General features: G+C 60.8%; 7 protein-coding genes, 2 tRNA genes and 3 rRNA genes. 11 read left to right on the forward strand and 1 reads right to left on the reverse strand.

Annotation, left to right across the window (positions count from 1 at the left end):
- Window positions 1-302 precede the first annotated feature (302 nt).
- The 11 genes from ACZ9A3_RS00005 (at window position 303) to yfiB (ending at window position 17,276) form a co-directional block, all read left to right on the forward strand.
- Window positions 303-1,839 (forward strand): 16S ribosomal RNA (locus ACZ9A3_RS00005).
- A 66-nt stretch (window positions 1,840-1,905) separates the two neighbouring features.
- Window positions 1,906-1,982 (forward strand) — tRNA-Ile (locus ACZ9A3_RS00010).
- Between the two features lie 29 nt (window positions 1,983-2,011).
- A tRNA-Ala gene (locus ACZ9A3_RS00015) sits at window positions 2,012-2,087 on the forward strand.
- Window positions 2,088-2,301: 214 nt separating this feature from the next.
- A 23S ribosomal RNA gene (locus ACZ9A3_RS00020) occupies window positions 2,302-5,192 on the forward strand.
- A gap of 136 nt (window positions 5,193-5,328) precedes the next feature.
- Window positions 5,329-5,444: ribosomal RNA gene (rrf, locus tag ACZ9A3_RS00025) — 5S ribosomal RNA — on the forward strand.
- Together the 16S, 23S and 5S rRNA genes with 2 tRNA genes alongside form the textbook arrangement of a ribosomal RNA operon.
- 127 nt (window positions 5,445-5,571) lie before the next feature.
- Window positions 5,572-9,051 carry an exodeoxyribonuclease V subunit gamma gene (recC, locus tag ACZ9A3_RS00030; RefSeq protein ID WP_476252010.1) on the forward strand — a complete coding sequence of 1,160 codons (3,480 nt, stop codon included), beginning with the start codon at window positions 5,572-5,574 and terminating at the stop codon, window positions 9,049-9,051.
- Window positions 9,048-12,737 carry an exodeoxyribonuclease V subunit beta gene (gene recB / locus ACZ9A3_RS00035; RefSeq protein ID WP_476252011.1) on the forward strand — a complete coding sequence of 1,230 codons (3,690 nt, stop codon included), beginning with the start codon at window positions 9,048-9,050 and terminating at the stop codon, window positions 12,735-12,737. The genes recC and recB overlap by 4 nt, the downstream gene beginning before the upstream one ends.
- On the forward strand, window positions 12,734-14,815 hold the full coding sequence (gene recD, locus ACZ9A3_RS00040) for an exodeoxyribonuclease V subunit alpha (protein ID WP_258596298.1): 2,082 nt from the start codon (window positions 12,734-12,736) through the stop codon (window positions 14,813-14,815). The genes recB and recD overlap by 4 nt, the downstream gene beginning before the upstream one ends.
- 113 nt (window positions 14,816-14,928) lie before the next feature.
- Complete coding sequence (gene yfiR / locus ACZ9A3_RS00045) at window positions 14,929-15,504, forward strand: regulatory sequestration protein YfiR (protein ID WP_045195814.1); 576 nt, start codon at window positions 14,929-14,931, stop codon at window positions 15,502-15,504.
- The gene (gene dgcN, locus ACZ9A3_RS00050; RefSeq protein WP_045195816.1) at window positions 15,501-16,772 is read left to right on the forward strand and encodes a diguanylate cyclase DgcN/YfiN; all 1,272 of its coding nucleotides are present in this window, start codon (window positions 15,501-15,503) and stop codon (window positions 16,770-16,772) included. Before yfiR ends, dgcN begins: the two co-directional genes overlap by 4 nt.
- Before the next feature lie 12 nt (window positions 16,773-16,784).
- Complete coding sequence (yfiB, locus tag ACZ9A3_RS00055) at window positions 16,785-17,276, forward strand: outer membrane lipoprotein YfiB (protein ID WP_371128691.1); 492 nt, start codon at window positions 16,785-16,787, stop codon at window positions 17,274-17,276.
- Here the strand turns inward: yfiB and ACZ9A3_RS00060 are convergent, their stop codons facing one another.
- Window positions 17,277-18,224, reverse strand: a complete 948-nt coding sequence (locus ACZ9A3_RS00060; RefSeq protein ID WP_045195818.1) for a LysR family transcriptional regulator — start codon at window positions 18,222-18,224, stop codon at window positions 17,277-17,279.
- Window positions 18,225-18,283: the final 59 nt, after the last annotated feature.

The raw sequence follows: 18,283 nt of genomic DNA on the forward strand, positions 1-18,283 counted from the left end.
TCCCGCTACGAGAGATCGCAGCGAGTCAAGTGGTTGAAGTGAAACGAAAAACTTCAAAATAAACGCTTGACAGGCTCTGAGGGAAGCGTAGAATGCGCGCCTCGGTTGAGACGAAAAGCTCTTAACCAACCGCTCTTTAACAACTGAATCAAGCAATTCGTGTGGGTGCTTGTGAGCTCAGACTGATAGTCAAAAAGATTATCAGCATCACAAGTGGCTACACGAAAATCGAAAGATTTGAAAGTAAGTCATTTGAGATTGCTGAGCCAAGTTTAGGGTTTTCTCAAAACCCAAGCAGTATTGAACTGAAGAGTTTGATCATGGCTCAGATTGAACGCTGGCGGCAGGCCTAACACATGCAAGTCGAGCGGATGAGAAGAGCTTGCTCTTCGATTCAGCGGCGGACGGGTGAGTAATACCTAGGAATCTGCCTGGTAGTGGGGGACAACGTTTCGAAAGGAACGCTAATACCGCATACGTCCTACGGGAGAAAGCAGGGGACCTTCGGGCCTTGCGCTATCAGATGAGCCTAGGTCGGATTAGCTAGTTGGTGAGGTAATGGCTCACCAAGGCGACGATCCGTAACTGGTCTGAGAGGATGATCAGTCACACTGGAACTGAGACACGGTCCAGACTCCTACGGGAGGCAGCAGTGGGGAATATTGGACAATGGGCGAAAGCCTGATCCAGCCATGCCGCGTGTGTGAAGAAGGTCTTCGGATTGTAAAGCACTTTAAGTTGGGAGGAAGGGTACTTACCTAATACGTGAGTATTTTGACGTTACCGACAGAATAAGCACCGGCTAACTCTGTGCCAGCAGCCGCGGTAATACAGAGGGTGCAAGCGTTAATCGGAATTACTGGGCGTAAAGCGCGCGTAGGTGGTTCGTTAAGTTGGATGTGAAATCCCCGGGCTCAACCTGGGAACTGCATCCAAAACTGGCGAGCTAGAGTAGGGCAGAGGGTGGTGGAATTTCCTGTGTAGCGGTGAAATGCGTAGATATAGGAAGGAACACCAGTGGCGAAGGCGACCACCTGGGCTCATACTGACACTGAGGTGCGAAAGCGTGGGGAGCAAACAGGATTAGATACCCTGGTAGTCCACGCCGTAAACGATGTCAACTAGCCGTTGGAATCCTTGAGATTTTAGTGGCGCAGCTAACGCATTAAGTTGACCGCCTGGGGAGTACGGCCGCAAGGTTAAAACTCAAATGAATTGACGGGGGCCCGCACAAGCGGTGGAGCATGTGGTTTAATTCGAAGCAACGCGAAGAACCTTACCAGGCCTTGACATGCAGAGAACTTTCCAGAGATGGATTGGTGCCTTCGGGAACTCTGACACAGGTGCTGCATGGCTGTCGTCAGCTCGTGTCGTGAGATGTTGGGTTAAGTCCCGTAACGAGCGCAACCCTTGTCCTTAGTTACCAGCACGTTATGGTGGGCACTCTAAGGAGACTGCCGGTGACAAACCGGAGGAAGGTGGGGATGACGTCAAGTCATCATGGCCCTTACGGCCTGGGCTACACACGTGCTACAATGGTCGGTACAGAGGGTTGCCAAGCCGCGAGGTGGAGCTAATCTCACAAAACCGATCGTAGTCCGGATCGCAGTCTGCAACTCGACTGCGTGAAGTCGGAATCGCTAGTAATCGCGAATCAGAATGTCGCGGTGAATACGTTCCCGGGCCTTGTACACACCGCCCGTCACACCATGGGAGTGGGTTGCACCAGAAGTAGCTAGTCTAACCTTCGGGAGGACGGTTACCACGGTGTGATTCATGACTGGGGTGAAGTCGTAACAAGGTAGCCGTAGGGGAACCTGCGGCTGGATCACCTCCTTAATCGACAGACATCAGCTGTCTTATGAGCTCCCACACGAATTGCTTGATTCATTGAAGAAGACGATTGGGTCTGTAGCTCAGTTGGTTAGAGCGCACCCCTGATAAGGGTGAGGTCGGCAGTTCGAATCTGCCCAGACCCACCAATTACATGTGGTGCAGCCTGTAGCAATACGGGGCCATAGCTCAGCTGGGAGAGCGCCTGCCTTGCACGCAGGAGGTCAGCGGTTCGATCCCGCTTGGCTCCACCACCTTACGTCAAAGCTTAGAAATGAATATTCGTATCGAATATTGATTTCTGAACTTTTTCAGAATCGTTCTTTAAAAATTTGGGTATGTGATAGAAAGATAGACTGGACAGCACTTTCACTGGTGTGTGTTCAGGCTAAGGTAAAATTTGTGAGTAATTACAAGTTTTCGGCGAATGTTGTCTTCACAGTATAACCAGATTGCTTGGGGTTATATGGTCAAGTGAAGAAGCGCATACGGTGGATGCCTTGGCAGTCAGAGGCGATGAAAGACGTGGTAGCCTGCGATAAGCTTCGGGGAGTCGGCAAACAGACTTTGATCCGGAGATCTCTGAATGGGGGAACCCACTCAGCATAAGCTGAGTATCTTGTACTGAATACATAGGTGCAAGAGGCGAACCAGGGGAACTGAAACATCTAAGTACCCTGAGGAAAAGAAATCAACCGAGATTCCCTTAGTAGTGGCGAGCGAACGGGGACTAGCCCTTAAGTGGCTTTGAGATTAGCGGAACGCTCTGGAAAGTGCGGCCATAGTGGGTGATAGCCCTGTACGCGAAAATCTCTTAGTCATGAAATCGAGTAGGACGGAGCACGAGAAACTTTGTCTGAATATGGGGGGACCATCCTCCAAGGCTAAATACTACTGACTGACCGATAGTGAACCAGTACCGTGAGGGAAAGGCGAAAAGAACCCCGGAGAGGGGAGTGAAATAGATCCTGAAACCGTATGCGTACAAGCAGTGGGAGCCTACTTTGTTAGGTGACTGCGTACCTTTTGTATAATGGGTCAGCGACTTATATTCAGTGGCGAGCTTAACCGAATAGGGGAGGCGTAGCGAAAGCGAGTCTTAATAGGGCGTTTAGTCGCTGGGTATAGACCCGAAACCGGGCGATCTATCCATGGGCAGGTTGAAGGTTAGGTAACACTGACTGGAGGACCGAACCGACTACCGTTGAAAAGTTAGCGGATGACCTGTGGATCGGAGTGAAAGGCTAATCAAGCTCGGAGATAGCTGGTTCTCCTCGAAAGCTATTTAGGTAGCGCCTCATGTATCACTGTAGGGGGTAGAGCACTGTTTCGGCTAGGGGGTCATCCCGACTTACCAAACCGATGCAAACTCCGAATACCTACAAGTGCCGAGCATGGGAGACACACGGCGGGTGCTAACGTCCGTCGTGAAAAGGGAAACAACCCAGACCGTCAGCTAAGGTCCCAAAGTTATGGTTAAGTGGGAAACGATGTGGGAAGGCTTAGACAGCTAGGAGGTTGGCTTAGAAGCAGCCACCCTTTAAAGAAAGCGTAATAGCTCACTAGTCGAGTCGGCCTGCGCGGAAGATGTAACGGGGCTCAAACCATACACCGAAGCTACGGGTATCACTTAGGTGATGCGGTAGAGGAGCGTTCTGTAAGCCTGTGAAGGTGAGTTGAGAAGCTTGCTGGAGGTATCAGAAGTGCGAATGCTGACATGAGTAACGACAATGGGAGTGAAAAACTCCCACGCCGAAAGACCAAGGTTTCCTGCGCAACGTTAATCGACGCAGGGTTAGTCGGTCCCTAAGGCGAGGCTGAAAAGCGTAGTCGATGGAAAACAGGTTAATATTCCTGTACTTCTGGTTATTGCGATGGAGGGACGGAGAAGGCTAGGCCAGCTTGGCGTTGGTTGTCCAAGTTTAAGGTGGTAGGCTGAGATCTTAGGTAAATCCGGGATCTTAAGGCCGAGAGCTGATGACGAGTTGCCATTAGGCGACGAAGTGGTTGATGCCATGCTTCCAAGAAAAGCTTCTAAGCTTCAGATAACCAGGAACCGTACCCCAAACCGACACAGGTGGTTGGGTAGAGAATACCAAGGCGCTTGAGAGAACTCGGGTGAAGGAACTAGGCAAAATGGCACCGTAACTTCGGGAGAAGGTGCGCCGGTGAGGGTGAAGGACTTGCTCCGTAAGCCCATGCCGGTCGAAGATACCAGGCCGCTGCGACTGTTTATTAAAAACACAGCACTCTGCAAACACGAAAGTGGACGTATAGGGTGTGACGCCTGCCCGGTGCCGGAAGGTTAATTGATGGGGTTAGCTAACGCGAAGCTCTTGATCGAAGCCCCGGTAAACGGCGGCCGTAACTATAACGGTCCTAAGGTAGCGAAATTCCTTGTCGGGTAAGTTCCGACCTGCACGAATGGCGTAACGATGGCGGCGCTGTCTCCACCCGAGACTCAGTGAAATTGAAATCGCTGTGAAGATGCAGTGTATCCGCGGCTAGACGGAAAGACCCCGTGAACCTTTACTATAGCTTTGCACTGGACTTTGAATTTGCTTGTGTAGGATAGGTGGGAGGCTTTGAAGCGTGGACGCCAGTTCGCGTGGAGCCATCCTTGAAATACCACCCTGGCAACTTTGAGGTTCTAACTCAGGTCCGTTATCCGGATCGAGGACAGTGTATGGTGGGTAGTTTGACTGGGGCGGTCTCCTCCTAAAGAGTAACGGAGGAGTACGAAGGTGCGCTCAGACCGGTCGGAAATCGGTCGTAGAGTATAAAGGCAAAAGCGCGCTTGACTGCGAGACAGACACGTCGAGCAGGTACGAAAGTAGGTCTTAGTGATCCGGTGGTTCTGTATGGAAGGGCCATCGCTCAACGGATAAAAGGTACTCCGGGGATAACAGGCTGATACCGCCCAAGAGTTCATATCGACGGCGGTGTTTGGCACCTCGATGTCGGCTCATCACATCCTGGGGCTGAAGCCGGTCCCAAGGGTATGGCTGTTCGCCATTTAAAGTGGTACGCGAGCTGGGTTTAGAACGTCGTGAGACAGTTCGGTCCCTATCTGCCGTGGACGTTTGAGATTTGAGAGGGGCTGCTCCTAGTACGAGAGGACCGGAGTGGACGAACCTCTGGTGTTCCGGTTGTCACGCCAGTGGCATTGCCGGGTAGCTATGTTCGGAAGAGATAACCGCTGAAAGCATCTAAGCGGGAAACTTGCCTCAAGATGAGATCTCACTGGAGCCTTGAGCTCCCTGAAGGGCCGTCGAAGACTACGACGTTGATAGGTTGGGTGTGTAAGCGCTGTGAGGCGTTGAGCTAACCAATACTAATTGCCCGTGAGGCTTGACCATATAACACCCAAGCAATTTGCGTCGAAGACCAGATTGCGGTGTTGTGAAGACTGCACAGCCGAAGATTTGTAACTCACAAACATCACATACCCGATTCGCTGGAGTGTCTGAACAAGACCTTCTGGCAACAGAATTTCTTGACGACCATAGAGCATTGGAACCACCTGATCCCATCCCGAACTCAGCAGTGAAACGATGCATCGCCGATGGTAGTGTGGGGTTTCCCCATGTGAGAGTAGGTCATCGTCAAGATTAAATTCCGAAACCCCTATCTGCGCATGCAGGTAGGGGTTTTGTCTTTCTGGCTGTTGCACAACACAGTCAGGCTCGCCGAGCATGATAAGGTTTCCCTCTGCCCGCACAGCCTCAAGGATGCCCAATGCCGCACACAAACCCACTCCTACCAGGTTTCATGGTGGTTCACGGCAACCGCCTGGATGAACTGCGCAGCCTGGTGGTGAGCTGGATGCGGCGTTACCCGCTGGCACCGTTGGAAAACGAAATCGCCCTGGTGCAGAGCAACGGCATCGCCCAGTGGTTGAAGCTGGCCCTGGCCGAAGATCCTGAAGATGACGACCAGGGCGGCTGCGGCATCGCTGCGGCGGTCGAGGTGCAGCTACCCGGCAGTTTCATGTGGCAGCTGTACCGCAAGGTGCTGGGCCGCGAAGAAATCCCCGAGGTGTCGCTGCTCGACAAGGCGCCGCTGACCTGGCGCTTGATGCGCCTGCTACCAGAGGTCATCGACAAGCCGCACTTCGAGCCCTTGCAGCGCTTTCTCACCGACGACAGCGACCTGCGCAAGCGCTACCAGCTGGCCGAGCGCCTGGCCGACCTGTTCGACCAGTACCAGGTGTATCGCGCCGACTGGCTCAAGGACTGGGCCGCTGGCCGTCATGTGCTCAATACCGCCCGTGGCGAATCCAAGCCGCTGCCGCCCGCCAACTGCTGGCAGGCCGAGCTGTGGCGCGCCTTGTTGCTGGATGTCGGCGAAGAGGGCATGGCCCAGAGCCGCGCCGGTGTGCACCAGCGCTTCATCGAACGGATCAACAGCCTGGAGCAGGCGCCCGCTGGCCTGCCGTCCCGGGTTATCGTTTTTGGTATTTCGTCGTTGCCTGCCCAGGCGCTGGAAGCCCTCGCCGGCCTGGCGCGTTTCAGCCAGGTGCTGCTCTGCGTGCACAACCCCTGCCGTCACCATTGGGCCGACATCGTCGCCGACAAGGACCTGCTGCGCCATCAGTACAAGCGCCAGCAACGCAAGCAGGGCATGCCCAGCCTGATCGACGCCGAAACCCTGCACCAGCACGCTCATCCCTTGCTGGCTGCCTGGGGCAAGCAGGGCCGCGACTACATCAACCTGCTCGACAGCTACGACGACCCTGGCAGTTACCGCGCAGCCTTCAGCGACGGGCGTATCGACCTGTTCAGCGAAAGCGAGCCCAAGACCCTGCTCAACCAGTTGCAGGACGACATTCTCGAGTTGCGCCCGCTGGCCGAAACCCGCGAGCTGTGGCCTGACGTCGACCCTGGCAAAGATCGCTCGGTGCGTTTTCATATCGGCCACAGCCCGCAACGTGAAGTGGAAATCCTCCACGACCAGTTGCTCGCCCGCTTCAGCGCCGATGCGGCGCTGCGCCCCCGCGACATCATCGTCATGCTCCCGGACATCAACACCTACGCGCCGCACATCCGCGCCGTGTTCGGCCAGCTCGACCGCAACGACCCGCGTTTCATCCCCTTCACCCTGACCGACCAGGGCCAGCGTGGCCGCGACCCGTTGCTGATCGCCCTGGAGCACCTGCTGAAGTTGCCCGACAGTCGTTTCGCCGTCAGCGAGATCCTCGATCTGCTCGATGTGCCGGCCTTGCGCGCGCGCTTCGCGATCAAGGAAAGCGACCTGCCGACCTTGCACCGTTGGATCGAAGGCGCGGGCATTCGCTGGGGGCTGAACGCCGAGCAACGCGCCGGTCTCGGTTTACCGGCGGACCTTGAACAGAACAGCTGGCGATTCGGCTTGCGACGCATGCTGCTGGGTTACGCCGTCGGTGTCGGCGAAGGCTGCGACGGGATCGAGCCGTTCGATGAGATTGGCGGCCTGGATGCCGCCTTGATCGGCCCGTTGGTGGCCCTGCTCGATGCCCTGGAAATTGCCCACGAGCAGCTCTCCCAGGCGGCGACGGCTGCCGAGTGGGGCGAGCGCCTGCATGCCTTGCTGCAAGTGTTCTTCCTCGCCGAAACCGAGCATGACGACTACCTGCTGGTGCAACTGCAGACCCTGCGAGAAAACTGGTTGCAGACCTGCGAGTCGGTCGGCCTGCAAGACTTGCTGCCGCTCACAGTGGTCCGTGAAGCCTGGTTGGCCGAGCTCGACCAGGGTCGGCTGTCCCAGCGCTTTCTCGCAGGTTCGGTGAACTTCTGCACCTTGATGCCCATGCGCGCGATCCCGTTCAAGGTGGTCTGTCTGCTGGGTATGAACGATGGCGACTATCCGCGTGCGCAGCCGCCGCTGGACTTTGACCTGATGGGCAGTGACTACCGTCCAGGTGATCGCTCGCGGCGCGAGGACGATCGCTACCTGTTGCTCGAAGCGCTGCTGTCGGCCCGTGATCAGTTGTACGTCAGTTGGGTCGGGCGCAGCATTCGCGACAACAGCGAACGCCCGGCCTCGGTGCTGATCGGCCAGCTACGCGATCATCTGGCGGCAGGTTGGCGCCTGGCCGGTGCCGAGGTGGGCGGCAAGCTCAACGCCGGTGAGCAGTTGTTGCATGCGCTGACCGTGGAGCATCCGTTGCAGCCGTTCAGCGCCCGCTACTTTCACAAGGGCAGCAGCCTGTTCAGCTATGCCCGTGAGTGGCGCTCCCTGCATCTGCCTGGCGAACAGCAGCTCAAGCCTGAGGATGAGCTGCCGGCTTACAGCAGCGATGAACCGCTGACCCTGACCTTGCTGCAAGACTTCCTCCGCCATCCGGTACGGCACTTCTTCAGCCAGCGTTTGAAGGTGTTCTTCGAGTCGGTGGAAGCGCCCCTGGCCGATGAAGAGCCATTCGTGCTCGATGCCCTGCAGCGCTACAGCCTGAGTGAAAGCCTGCTGGCAGCAGCCCTGGCCGACCCGCAAGACAGCGAGCGGGCGTTGACCACCCAGGCAAGGCGCCTGCAGGGCTACGGGCTGCTGCCGCTGGCAGGTTTCGGTGAATGCCTGCAGGCCGAACTGATCGAGCCGTTGCCCGACCTGCTGCAGCGTTATCAACAGCTGCTGCAGCAGTGGCCGTTGCCTGTGGATAACGCCGTGCCGATCCGCTTCGAGTATCGCCAGCTCAAGCTTGAAGGCTGGTTGGGCCGGGTCTACCAGCGCGAAGACGAGTCCTTGCTAAGCATCACCACCTTGCCCAATGGCATCAGCAGTGGCCGCACCCTCAAGTGGCACCGGCTGACGCCAACCTGGGTCATGCACCTGGCCGCCTGTGCGGTGGACCTGAAGCTGCACAGCGCCGTGGTCGCCACCGACGTTACGCTGTTGTTGGCGCCGCTCGAACAAGCCCGTGCCGCTGAACTGCTGGGCGACCTGTTACTGGCCCGGCAAACGGGCATGAACGCACCGCTGCCGGCGGCGGTGAAAACCGCTTTTGCCTGGCTGGCCCAGAGCGATGCCGACAAAGCCCTGGCCGCAGCGGCCAAGGCCTACGACGGCGATGGCCAGAACAGCTTTGGCGAGCGCAGCGAAAGCACCGCGCTGGCCCGGCAGTTCAGCGATTTTGCTGCACTCAGTGCCAGTGAAGAATTCGAAGGCTGGTGCGAGGCCCTGTACCGCCCCATGTTCGAAGCGCCCTGGCAGACGCTGGGCAAAGAGGAGAGTGCTCGATGAGCCTTGGAGTTGCCCCTGCCCCCCTGGCCCTGACCTTTCCCCTGCACGGCAGCCAGCTTATCGAAGCCAGCGCCGGTACCGGCAAGACTTTCACTATCTCGGCGCTGTACCTGCGCCTGGTGCTCGGCCATGGCGGCGAGCAGGGCTTTGGCCGCGAGCTGCTGCCGCCGCAGATTCTTGTCGTGACCTTTACCGACGCCGCCACCAAGGAGTTGCGCGAACGCATTCGTACTCGCCTGGCAGAAGCTGCGCGCTATTTTCGTGGCGAGTTGAGTGAAGCCGACCCTTTGCTTGAGCAACTGCGCGATGACTATGAGCCGGCGCTGTGGGCAGCGTGCGCCAATCGCCTGGACGTGGCCGCGCAATGGATGGACGAAGCCGCGGTGTCGACCATCCACAGTTGGTGCCAACGCATGCTGCGCGAGCACGCTTTCGACAGCGGCAGCCTGTTTACCCAGACTCTGGAAACCGACCACAGCGACCTGCTCGGCCAGGTCATGCGCGACTACTGGCGGCGCTTCTGCTACAGCATGCAGGGCGATGCGCTGGCCTGGGTGCGGGCCCATTGGGTCAGCCCCGAAGCATTGTTGCCACGGGTGCGCGCGCTGTTCGGCCGCCAGCGCATCGAGAGCGACGAAGAAGAGCCCCAGGCCCTGATCGAGGCGGTGCTGCAACAGCGTACCGAGTTGCTGCAAACGCTCAAGGCACCCTGGGCGCAATGGTCCGACGAGTTGCTGCAGATCTGCCGGGACGGCCTGGCCGCCAAGCAGGTCGATGGGCGCAAGATGCAGGCACGCTATTTCGAGCCCTGGTGCGAGAAGCTCAAGGCCTGGGCCGAAGACCACCAGGCACTGGAGCTGGACCTGGGCACCGGCTTCAGCCGCTTTACCCGCGCCGGCATGGCCGAAGCCTGGAAGGGCGAACCGCCAGCGCACCCGGCATTGCAGGCAATGGAGGCGCTGCGCGACCAGCTTCAGGGCCTGCCCACGCCTGATGCCTGTCTGCTTGAGCACGCTGCGGCCTGGGTTGGCGCCCGCTTCGAGCAGGAAAAGCGCCGCCGCGCCGAAATGGGCTTCGACGACATGCTCCTGCGCCTCGACCATGCGCTGCACGGTGACGCCGGCGAGCGCCTGGCCGGGCTGATTCGCGAGCAGTTCCCGGTGGCGCTGATCGACGAATTCCAGGACACCGACCCGGTGCAGTACCGGATCTTCCAGCGCATCTACCGGATTGAAGAGAACGTCCGCGACACCGGCCTGTTCCTGATCGGCGACCCCAAGCAGGCGATCTATGCCTTCCGCGGCGCCGACATCTTCACTTACCTGGGGGCACGCCGGGCCACGGCCGGGCGCCTGCACAGCCTGGATACCAACTACCGCTCCAGCCAGGCCATGGTCACGGCGGTCAACCATGTGTTCATGCAGGCTGAAGTGCGTGAGTCGGGCCGTGGCGCCTTCTTGTTCCGTGACGGCAATGACAACCCGGTGCCGTTTCTCGAGGTCAAGGCCAAGGGCCGCAGCGAGCAATTGCAGGTCGATGGCGTGCCGGTGCCAGCACTCAACCTCTGGCAACTGAGCAGTGAAGAACCGGTTTCCGGCGCCGTTTACCGGCAGCAGCAGGCTGCCAGCTGTGCCAGCCAGATCGTCGCCTTGCTCAATGGCGGACAGCAGGGGCGCAGCGGTTTCATGCAAGCCGATCAGTCGCTGCGTGGCTGCCTGCCTTCGGATATCGCCATCCTGGTGCGCGATGGCCGTGAGGCGCAGCTGATTCGCGGCGAACTGGCGGCTCGCGATGTGCGCAGTGTGTACCTCTCCGACAAGGATTCGGTATTCGCCGCCCAGGAGGCCCATGACTTGCTGGCCTGGCTCAAGGCCTGCGCCGAGCCGGATGCCGAGCGCCTGCTCAAGGCGGCACTTGCCAGCATCACCCTCAACCTGCCGCTCAGCGCCCTGGCGCAATTGAACCAGGATGAGCGGGTATGGGAGCGCTGGGTCATGCAGTTTCGCCAGTACCGGCTGATCTGGCGTAGCCAGGGTGTGCTGCCGATGCTGCGGCGCCTGCTGCACGATTTCGACTTGCCTCAAGTGTTGATGGCCCGCAGTGATGGCGAGCGGGTGCTGACCAACCTGCTGCACCTTGCCGAACTGCTGCAACAGGCGGCCACCGAGCTGGATGGCGAGCAGGCGTTGATTCGCCACCTGGGCGAGCACCTGGCCAGCTCGGGTCAGGCTGGCGAAGAGCAGATCCTGCGCCTGGAAAGCGACGAACAACTGGTCAAGGTGGTAACCATCCACAAATCCAAAGGCCTGGAATACCCCCTGGTGTTCCTGCCCTTCATCTGCACCAGCAAGCCGGTCGATGGCTCGCGCTTGCCCCTGGCCTGGCACGACGGCGAAGGCCAGGCGCACCTGACCCTGACCCCTGATGCCGAACAGATCGCCCTGGCTGACGACGAGCGCCTGGCCGAAGACCTGCGCCTGCTGTACGTGGCCTTGACCCGCGCCCAGCATGCTTGCTGGCTCGGTGTTGCCGACCTCAAGCGTGGCACCGGCAAGGCCTCGACCCTGCATCGCTCGGCCCTGGGTTACCTGTTGGGTGGCGGCACGCCCCTGGCGGCTTCGACCCAACTGGGTGATTGGCTGCAGGCCTTGCAGTCCGGCTGCCCGGCCATCGCCAGCATCGAGTTGCCAGCGCCGGATGAACAGGCCTACAGCGCCCCGCGCAACCAGGCCGAACTGCTGCCTGCACGCCAGCCCAAACGCCGGGCTGCGGAGAACTGGTGGATCGCCTCCTACAGTGCTTTGCGCATCGGCGAAGAGGCCATGACCCTGGCAGCCGACAGCTCTCAGGCGCAACAACTGCTCGATGACGAGCGGCCTGACGCGCAGCAGCTGCGTGAAGTGATGCCCGGTAGTGGCGACATCCACCGCTTCCCGCGCGGGCCGAACCCCGGCACCTTCCTCCACGGCTTGCTTGAGTGGGCCGGGCACGAAGGGTTCGCCCAGGTCAGCGCCGACCCCGAGCAATTGACCCGCACCGTCGGCCAGCGCTGCAACCGCCGCGACTGGACCGGCTGGATCCCGACCCTCAGCCAGTGGTTGCAGCAACTGCTTGCACAGCCCATGGCCCTGGCACCTGATAGCTCACCGTTGTCCTTGAGCCAGCTAAGCCAGTACCAGATCGAAATGGAGTTCTGGTTCGCCAGCCACAAGGTCGATGTCGGCCGGCTCGACCAGCTGGTGTGCGAATACACCCATCAGGGCGTCGCGCGCCTGGCTGCGCAACCGGCGCTGCTCAATGGCATGTTCAAGGGTTTTATCGACCTGGCCTTCGAACACGACGGCCGTTATTACGTGGCGGACTACAAATCCAACTGGCTGGGGCCTGATGACCTGGCCTACAGCGAACTGGCCATGGAAGGCGCGATCCTCAGCCACCGCTATGACCTGCAATACGTGCTCTACCTGCTGGCCCTGCATCGCCAGTTGCGCGCGCGGCTGCCGGGTTATGACTACGACCTGCATGTCGGCGGGGCACTGTTCATCTTCCTGCGTGGCGTCGATTCGGCTTCTCGCGGCCTGTATTTCGTCAAGCCACCGCGTGAGCTGATCGAGCAGCTCGATGCGCTGTTCCGCGGCGTCAGCGCCCCGCAGCAACACGACCTGTTTTTCGGAGACGCCCCATGAGCCGTAGCCTCGACGACCTGTTGCCGACGCCGCTGGATGCCGGCCACCTGGCGGCACTGCAGCCGCTGAGCAAGGGCGCAGACCTGCTGGCCTTGCTTGATCGCTGGGTCGAGCGTGGCTGGTTGCGTGCCCTGGACCGGGCCTTTGTGAGTTTCCTCGGTGAGCGCGACCCTGGCGGCGAGCCCTTGGTGCTGCTGGCGGCGGCCCTGGCCAGTCATCAGCTGGGCCACGGGCATGTCTGCCTCGACCTGGGTGAAACTTTGGCCGAGCCGGATTTTGCCCTGTCGCTGCCGCCGGAGGGGGACGCCCTGGCCGGGCCATTGCTGTTGCCCTCGCAACTGCTCGAGCGCCTGACCCTCGACACCTGGCTGCAGCAACTGGGCCGCAGCCGGTTGGTGGCCCATGGCAGCAACAGCGAAGACAGCGCCCGCCCGCTGGTGCTCAATGGCCAGCGCCTGTACCTGCGCCGTTACTGGGCCTACGAGCGGCGTATCGACAACGCCTTGCGCGAGCGCCTGCAGCAGGTCGAGCCAACCCCGGCGGACCTCTCGGCGCGGCTGGCGCAACTGTTCGAGGGTGGCGTTCCTGGCGCTCAGGTGGACTGGCAAAAGCTGGCCTGTGCCCTGGCCACCCGCAGCGCCTTCAGCATCATTACCGGCGGCCCGGGTACCGGTAAAACCACCACGGTGGTGCGTTTGCTGGCCCTGTTGCAGGCGCCTGCGGTGGAGGCGGGGCGACCGCTGCGCATTCGCCTGGCGGCACCCACCGGCAAGGCCGCCGCGCGTCTGACCGAGTCCATCGGCCAGCAGGTCGAGCGCCTGGCGGTGGCTGCCGAGGTCCGAGACAACATTCCCACCGACGTCTCCACTGTTCACCGTCTGCTCGGCAGCCGCCCGGGCTCACGGCATTTCCGGCACCATGCCGGCAACCCGCTGCCGCTGGATGTGCTGGTGGTCGACGAAGCCTCGATGATCGACCTGGAGATGATGGCCAACCTGCTTGGCGCCTTGCCGCCCCATGCGCGCCTGGTGCTGCTGGGCGACAAGGACCAGCTTGCTTCGGTGGAAGCCGGCGCGGTACTCGGTGACCTGTGCCGCGATGCCGAGGCCGGGCGCTACAGCCCCGAGACCCAGGCCTGGCTGGAGCAGGTCAGTGGTGAAACCCTGGCGGGCAGCGAACTGCTGCCGGGCAGCGCCGGGCAGTATCCGCTGGCGCAGCAAGTGGTGATGCTGCGCTACTCGCGGCGCTTTGGCGAAGGCAGCGGCATTGGCCAGCTGGCACGCCTGGTCAACCGCCAGGAGGCCGATCAGGCCCGGGCCCTGCTCAACCAGAAACAGGACGATGTGTTTGCCCTGACCCTGCGCGGTGAGCAGGACCGCAACTTCGATCGCTTGCTACTCGAAGGCCTGGGCCGTGGCAGTGATGGCCCCCAGGGTTATCGCAGCTACCTGCAGACCCTTCGCCAGCAGCGCCCGCAACCTGGTACGCCGGTGGATGATCCACGCTGGGAAACCTGGGCCATGCAGGTGTTGCAGGGCTTCGAGACCTTTCAGTTGCTGTGTGCCGTGCGCAAGGGGGCCTGGGGTGTCGAAGGCCTGAACCAGCGGGTCAGCCGGGTGCTCGGCGCGGCGGGGCTGATCGACAGTGAGCAGCCCTGGTATGAAGGCCGCCCGGTACTGATGACCCGCAACGACTACAGCCTGGGTTTGATGAACGGTGATATCGGCATCGCCCTGCGCCTGCCCGATGAGCAGCATGAGGGGCAACAGGTACTGCGCGTGGCTTTTGCCCGCAACGACGGGCACGGCGGCGTGCGTTTCGTCTTGCCGAGCCGGCTCAATGAAGTCGAAACCGTGTTCGCCATGACCGTGCACAAGTCCCAGGGCTCGGAGTTCACCCACACCGCGCTGGTGCTTCCAGACGCCCTGAACCCGGTTTTGACCAAGGAGTTGATCTACACCGGTATCACCCGGGCCAAGACCTGCTTTAGTTTGATTGAGCCACGCCAGGGTGTGTTTGAAGACGCGGTGCGGCGTAAGGTCAAACGTATCTCGGGGCTGATGCTGGAGCAGGTTTAAGCACGGCGATTCGGCCTATTACCGGATCGCCGGGGAGGTGCTCCCTCGCTGGAAAATCGGCCTCTGTGCTATCGTTGCGGCATCATCCTGCGTGGTTTTAAGAGATTTCCCTCATGAATGTGGCCGCCCCGACATCGGGACGTGTGACGAGCCTGACGCGTTCGCTGCTGGCCGCGATGCTGTTGCTGTTCGCCGCGCAGGCCGGTGCCGAGGCTGAGGTCACGTCGAACCTGGCCGAGCAGCGAGCCAAGGCAGTCACCCAGGTTGTGCTGGGTATCCTCAGTTACGCACGCTGGCCGGTTGAGCCGGCACAACTGCGCCTGTGCCTGATCGGCCCGACCGAATATGCCGACGATCTGGTCAAAGGCACCACCCAGGCCACCGGTCGCCCGGTGCTGGTGCGCCGCTTGCTGGCCAGCGACCCGCGCATCGCCAATGAGTGCGATGCGATCTATATCGGCAAGCTCAGCCAGGACGAACGTAGCCGGTTGTTCACGGCGTTGAGCGGTCATCCGGTGCTGAGCATGAGCGAGGCCGATGACCCGTGCACAGTCGGCAGCCTGTTCTGCCTGCGGGTCGGCGATCGCCAGGTAGCGTTCGACGTCAACCTCGACTCGGTGGCGCGCAGCGGCGTGCGCATCCACCCCAGCGTGCTGCAGCTCTCGCGGCGGCGGGCGGCGCAACCATGATCGGCTTTGGCAAGGGGCGCGAGCGCCCGACCCTGCGTGCCGTGCTTGGCCGCCGCCACCTGAGCGTGGCGCTGCTTGCCGTCGGCCTTGCCGGGGTCTCGCTGACCCTGCTCGGCGTGCTGGCCTTGCGCGTTTACGCCAATCACAACCTGCACCTGATTGCCCGTTCGATCAATTACACCGTGGAAGCGGCAGTGGTATTCAACGACGCCGGAGCGGCCAACGAAGCGCTGGCGTTGATTGCCACCACGGAAGAAGTCGCCGACGTCAAGGTGTTCGACGACAATGGCGAGCTGCTGGCGCGCTGGCAGCGCAATGACAGCGGCCTGCTGGCGCAGACCGAGCAACTGATCGCCCGCAGCCTGCTGGAAGAGCCGATCATTCTGCCGGTGCTGCACCAGGGCCAGCAGGTCGGGCGTATCGAACTGGTGGGGCAGGGCGGCAGCCTGGTGCGCTTCCTGCTCAGCGGCCTGGCCGGGATCCTGTTGTGCACGGCGCTTAGTGCCTTCAGTGCGCTGTACCTGTCGCGGCGAATGTTCGGCGACATCGTCGGGCCGCTGCGCAGCCTGGCCAATGTCGCCCACGCCGCGCGCCGCGAGCGCAGTTTCGACCGCCGCGTGCCACCGGCGCAGATCGCCGAGCTCAACGAGCTGGGCAACGACTTCAACGCCTTGCTTGACGAGCTGGAGTCGTGGCAGAGCCACTTGCAGAGCGAGAACGAAAGCCTGGCCCACCAGGCCAGCCACGACAGCCTCACCGGCTTGCCGAACCGGGCGTTTTTCGAAGGCCGCCTGAGCCGCACTCTGCGCAATGCGCAAAAGCACAATGAACACCTGGCCTTGCTGTTTCTCGACAGCGACAACTTCAAGGAGGTCAACGACAACTTTGGCCACGCCGCTGGCGATGAAGTGCTGATCAGCGTGGCCACCCGGGTGCGTGCGCAGCTTCGTGAAAATGATCTGGTGGCTCGCCTGGGCGGTGACGAATTCGCCGTGCTGCTGGCGCCACTGCACGCGCACGAAGACGCCCGGCGCATCGCCGAGAAGATTGCCGCCAGCATGAAACTGCCAATCCGCCTGAGCGAAGGGCAGATCATCGTCACGTCGCTGAGCATCGGTATTGCCTATTTTCCCGACGACGGCGGTAATCCTTCCGACCTCCTCAATGCCGCTGATGCGGCGATGTATCAGGCCAAGCGCAACTTGCGTGGCCAGGGGCAAATGGCAGAGCCGGAGCGCTCTGCTCATCATGTAAAAAACAGGAGCTGAACCGTGATTCATTTGAGCCAACGACTACGTTTTCATTTTATCTGCCTGGCCCTGGCGTTGTTCGCCCTGGGCGGCTGCCAGAGCGTGCCACCCAAAGGGTTGACCGCCGAACAGATTGCCCTGCTCAAGCAGGAGGGCTTTCAGCTCACCGATGAAGGCTGGGAGTTCGGCCTGTCGAGCAAAGTGCTGTTCGGCAGCGATGTCGACACCCTCAACGCCCAGAGCCGGACGATTGTCGAGCGCATCGGCAAGTCGCTGCTGTCGGTGAACATCCAGCGCGTGCGGGTCGACGGCCATACCGATGCCTCGGGCCGCGCGGCCTACAACGAACAACTGTCCAAGCGCCGCGCACAGAGCGTGGCCAATGTGCTGGTCGGCGTCGGCATGCGCCCGGAAAACGTCGAAACCCGCGGCCTGGGCAGCAGCGAGCCGGTGGCCAGCAACGACACCCGCGCCGGACGCCTGGAAAACCGCCGGGTGTCGATCGTGGTCGCCTCCGACTGATCAGTCGGCAAAGCTCATCGCGCGCGACTCGCCCATCAGCAGCGGGGTGTTGCGCTCGGTGACATCGCGGATGTAATCCCACAACAGGGTGATCCGCTTCAACTTCCTCAAATCCTCCCGGCAGTACATCCAGAACTGCCGGGTAATCTCTACCTCCTCCGGCAGAATCGCCACCAGGCGCGGGTCTTGTGCGGCCAGAAAACACGGCAGGATCGCCAGGCCACGGCCCTGCTGCGCCGCTACATACTGGGCGATCACGCTGGTACTGCGCAGATTGGCGCTGGCGGCCGGAATCAGGTTGGCCAGGTACAGGAGCTCGGAACTGAAGGCCAGGTCGTCGACATAACTGATGAACTGATGGCGGGCCAGGTCGCTGCTGCGGGTGATCGGCTCGTGGCTGTCCAGATATTCCTGGGTGGCGTACAGGCGCAGGCGGTAATCGCACAGCTTGCAGCACACGTAGGGCCCGTGTTCCGGGCGCTCGAGGGCGATGACGATGTCGGCCTCGCGCTTGGACAGGCTGATGAAGTGCGGCAGCGGCAGGATGTCCACCGAGATCGCCGGGTAGGCATCAACGAAATGGCTCAGTTGCGGGGTGACGAAGAAGCTGCCAAATCCTTCGGTGCAGCCCATGCGTACATGCCCCGACAACGCCACGCCGGAGCCGGAAACCTGCTCGCAAGCCATGTGCAGGGTGCTTTCGATGGATTCGGCATAGCTGAGCAGGCGCTGGCCTTCGGCGGTGAGGACAAAGCCGTTGGTCCGCGACTTTTCGAACAACAGAGTGCCCAGCGCCACTTCCAGCGAACTGATCCGCCGCGACACCGTGGTGTAGTCGACGCCCAGGCGTTTGGCCGCGCTACTGGCCTTGCGGGTACGCGCCACTTCAAGGAAAAACTTCAGGTCATCCCAGTTCAGCGACCCCAGGGAGGTGATGTTTTTTTGCATGTTGGTCCGGCTTTTATGTGCGTTCTTATTAGATGTTTGCACATCTATACTCCAAAAAA

This window comes from Pseudomonas sp. TE4620 (assembly GCF_056279045.1).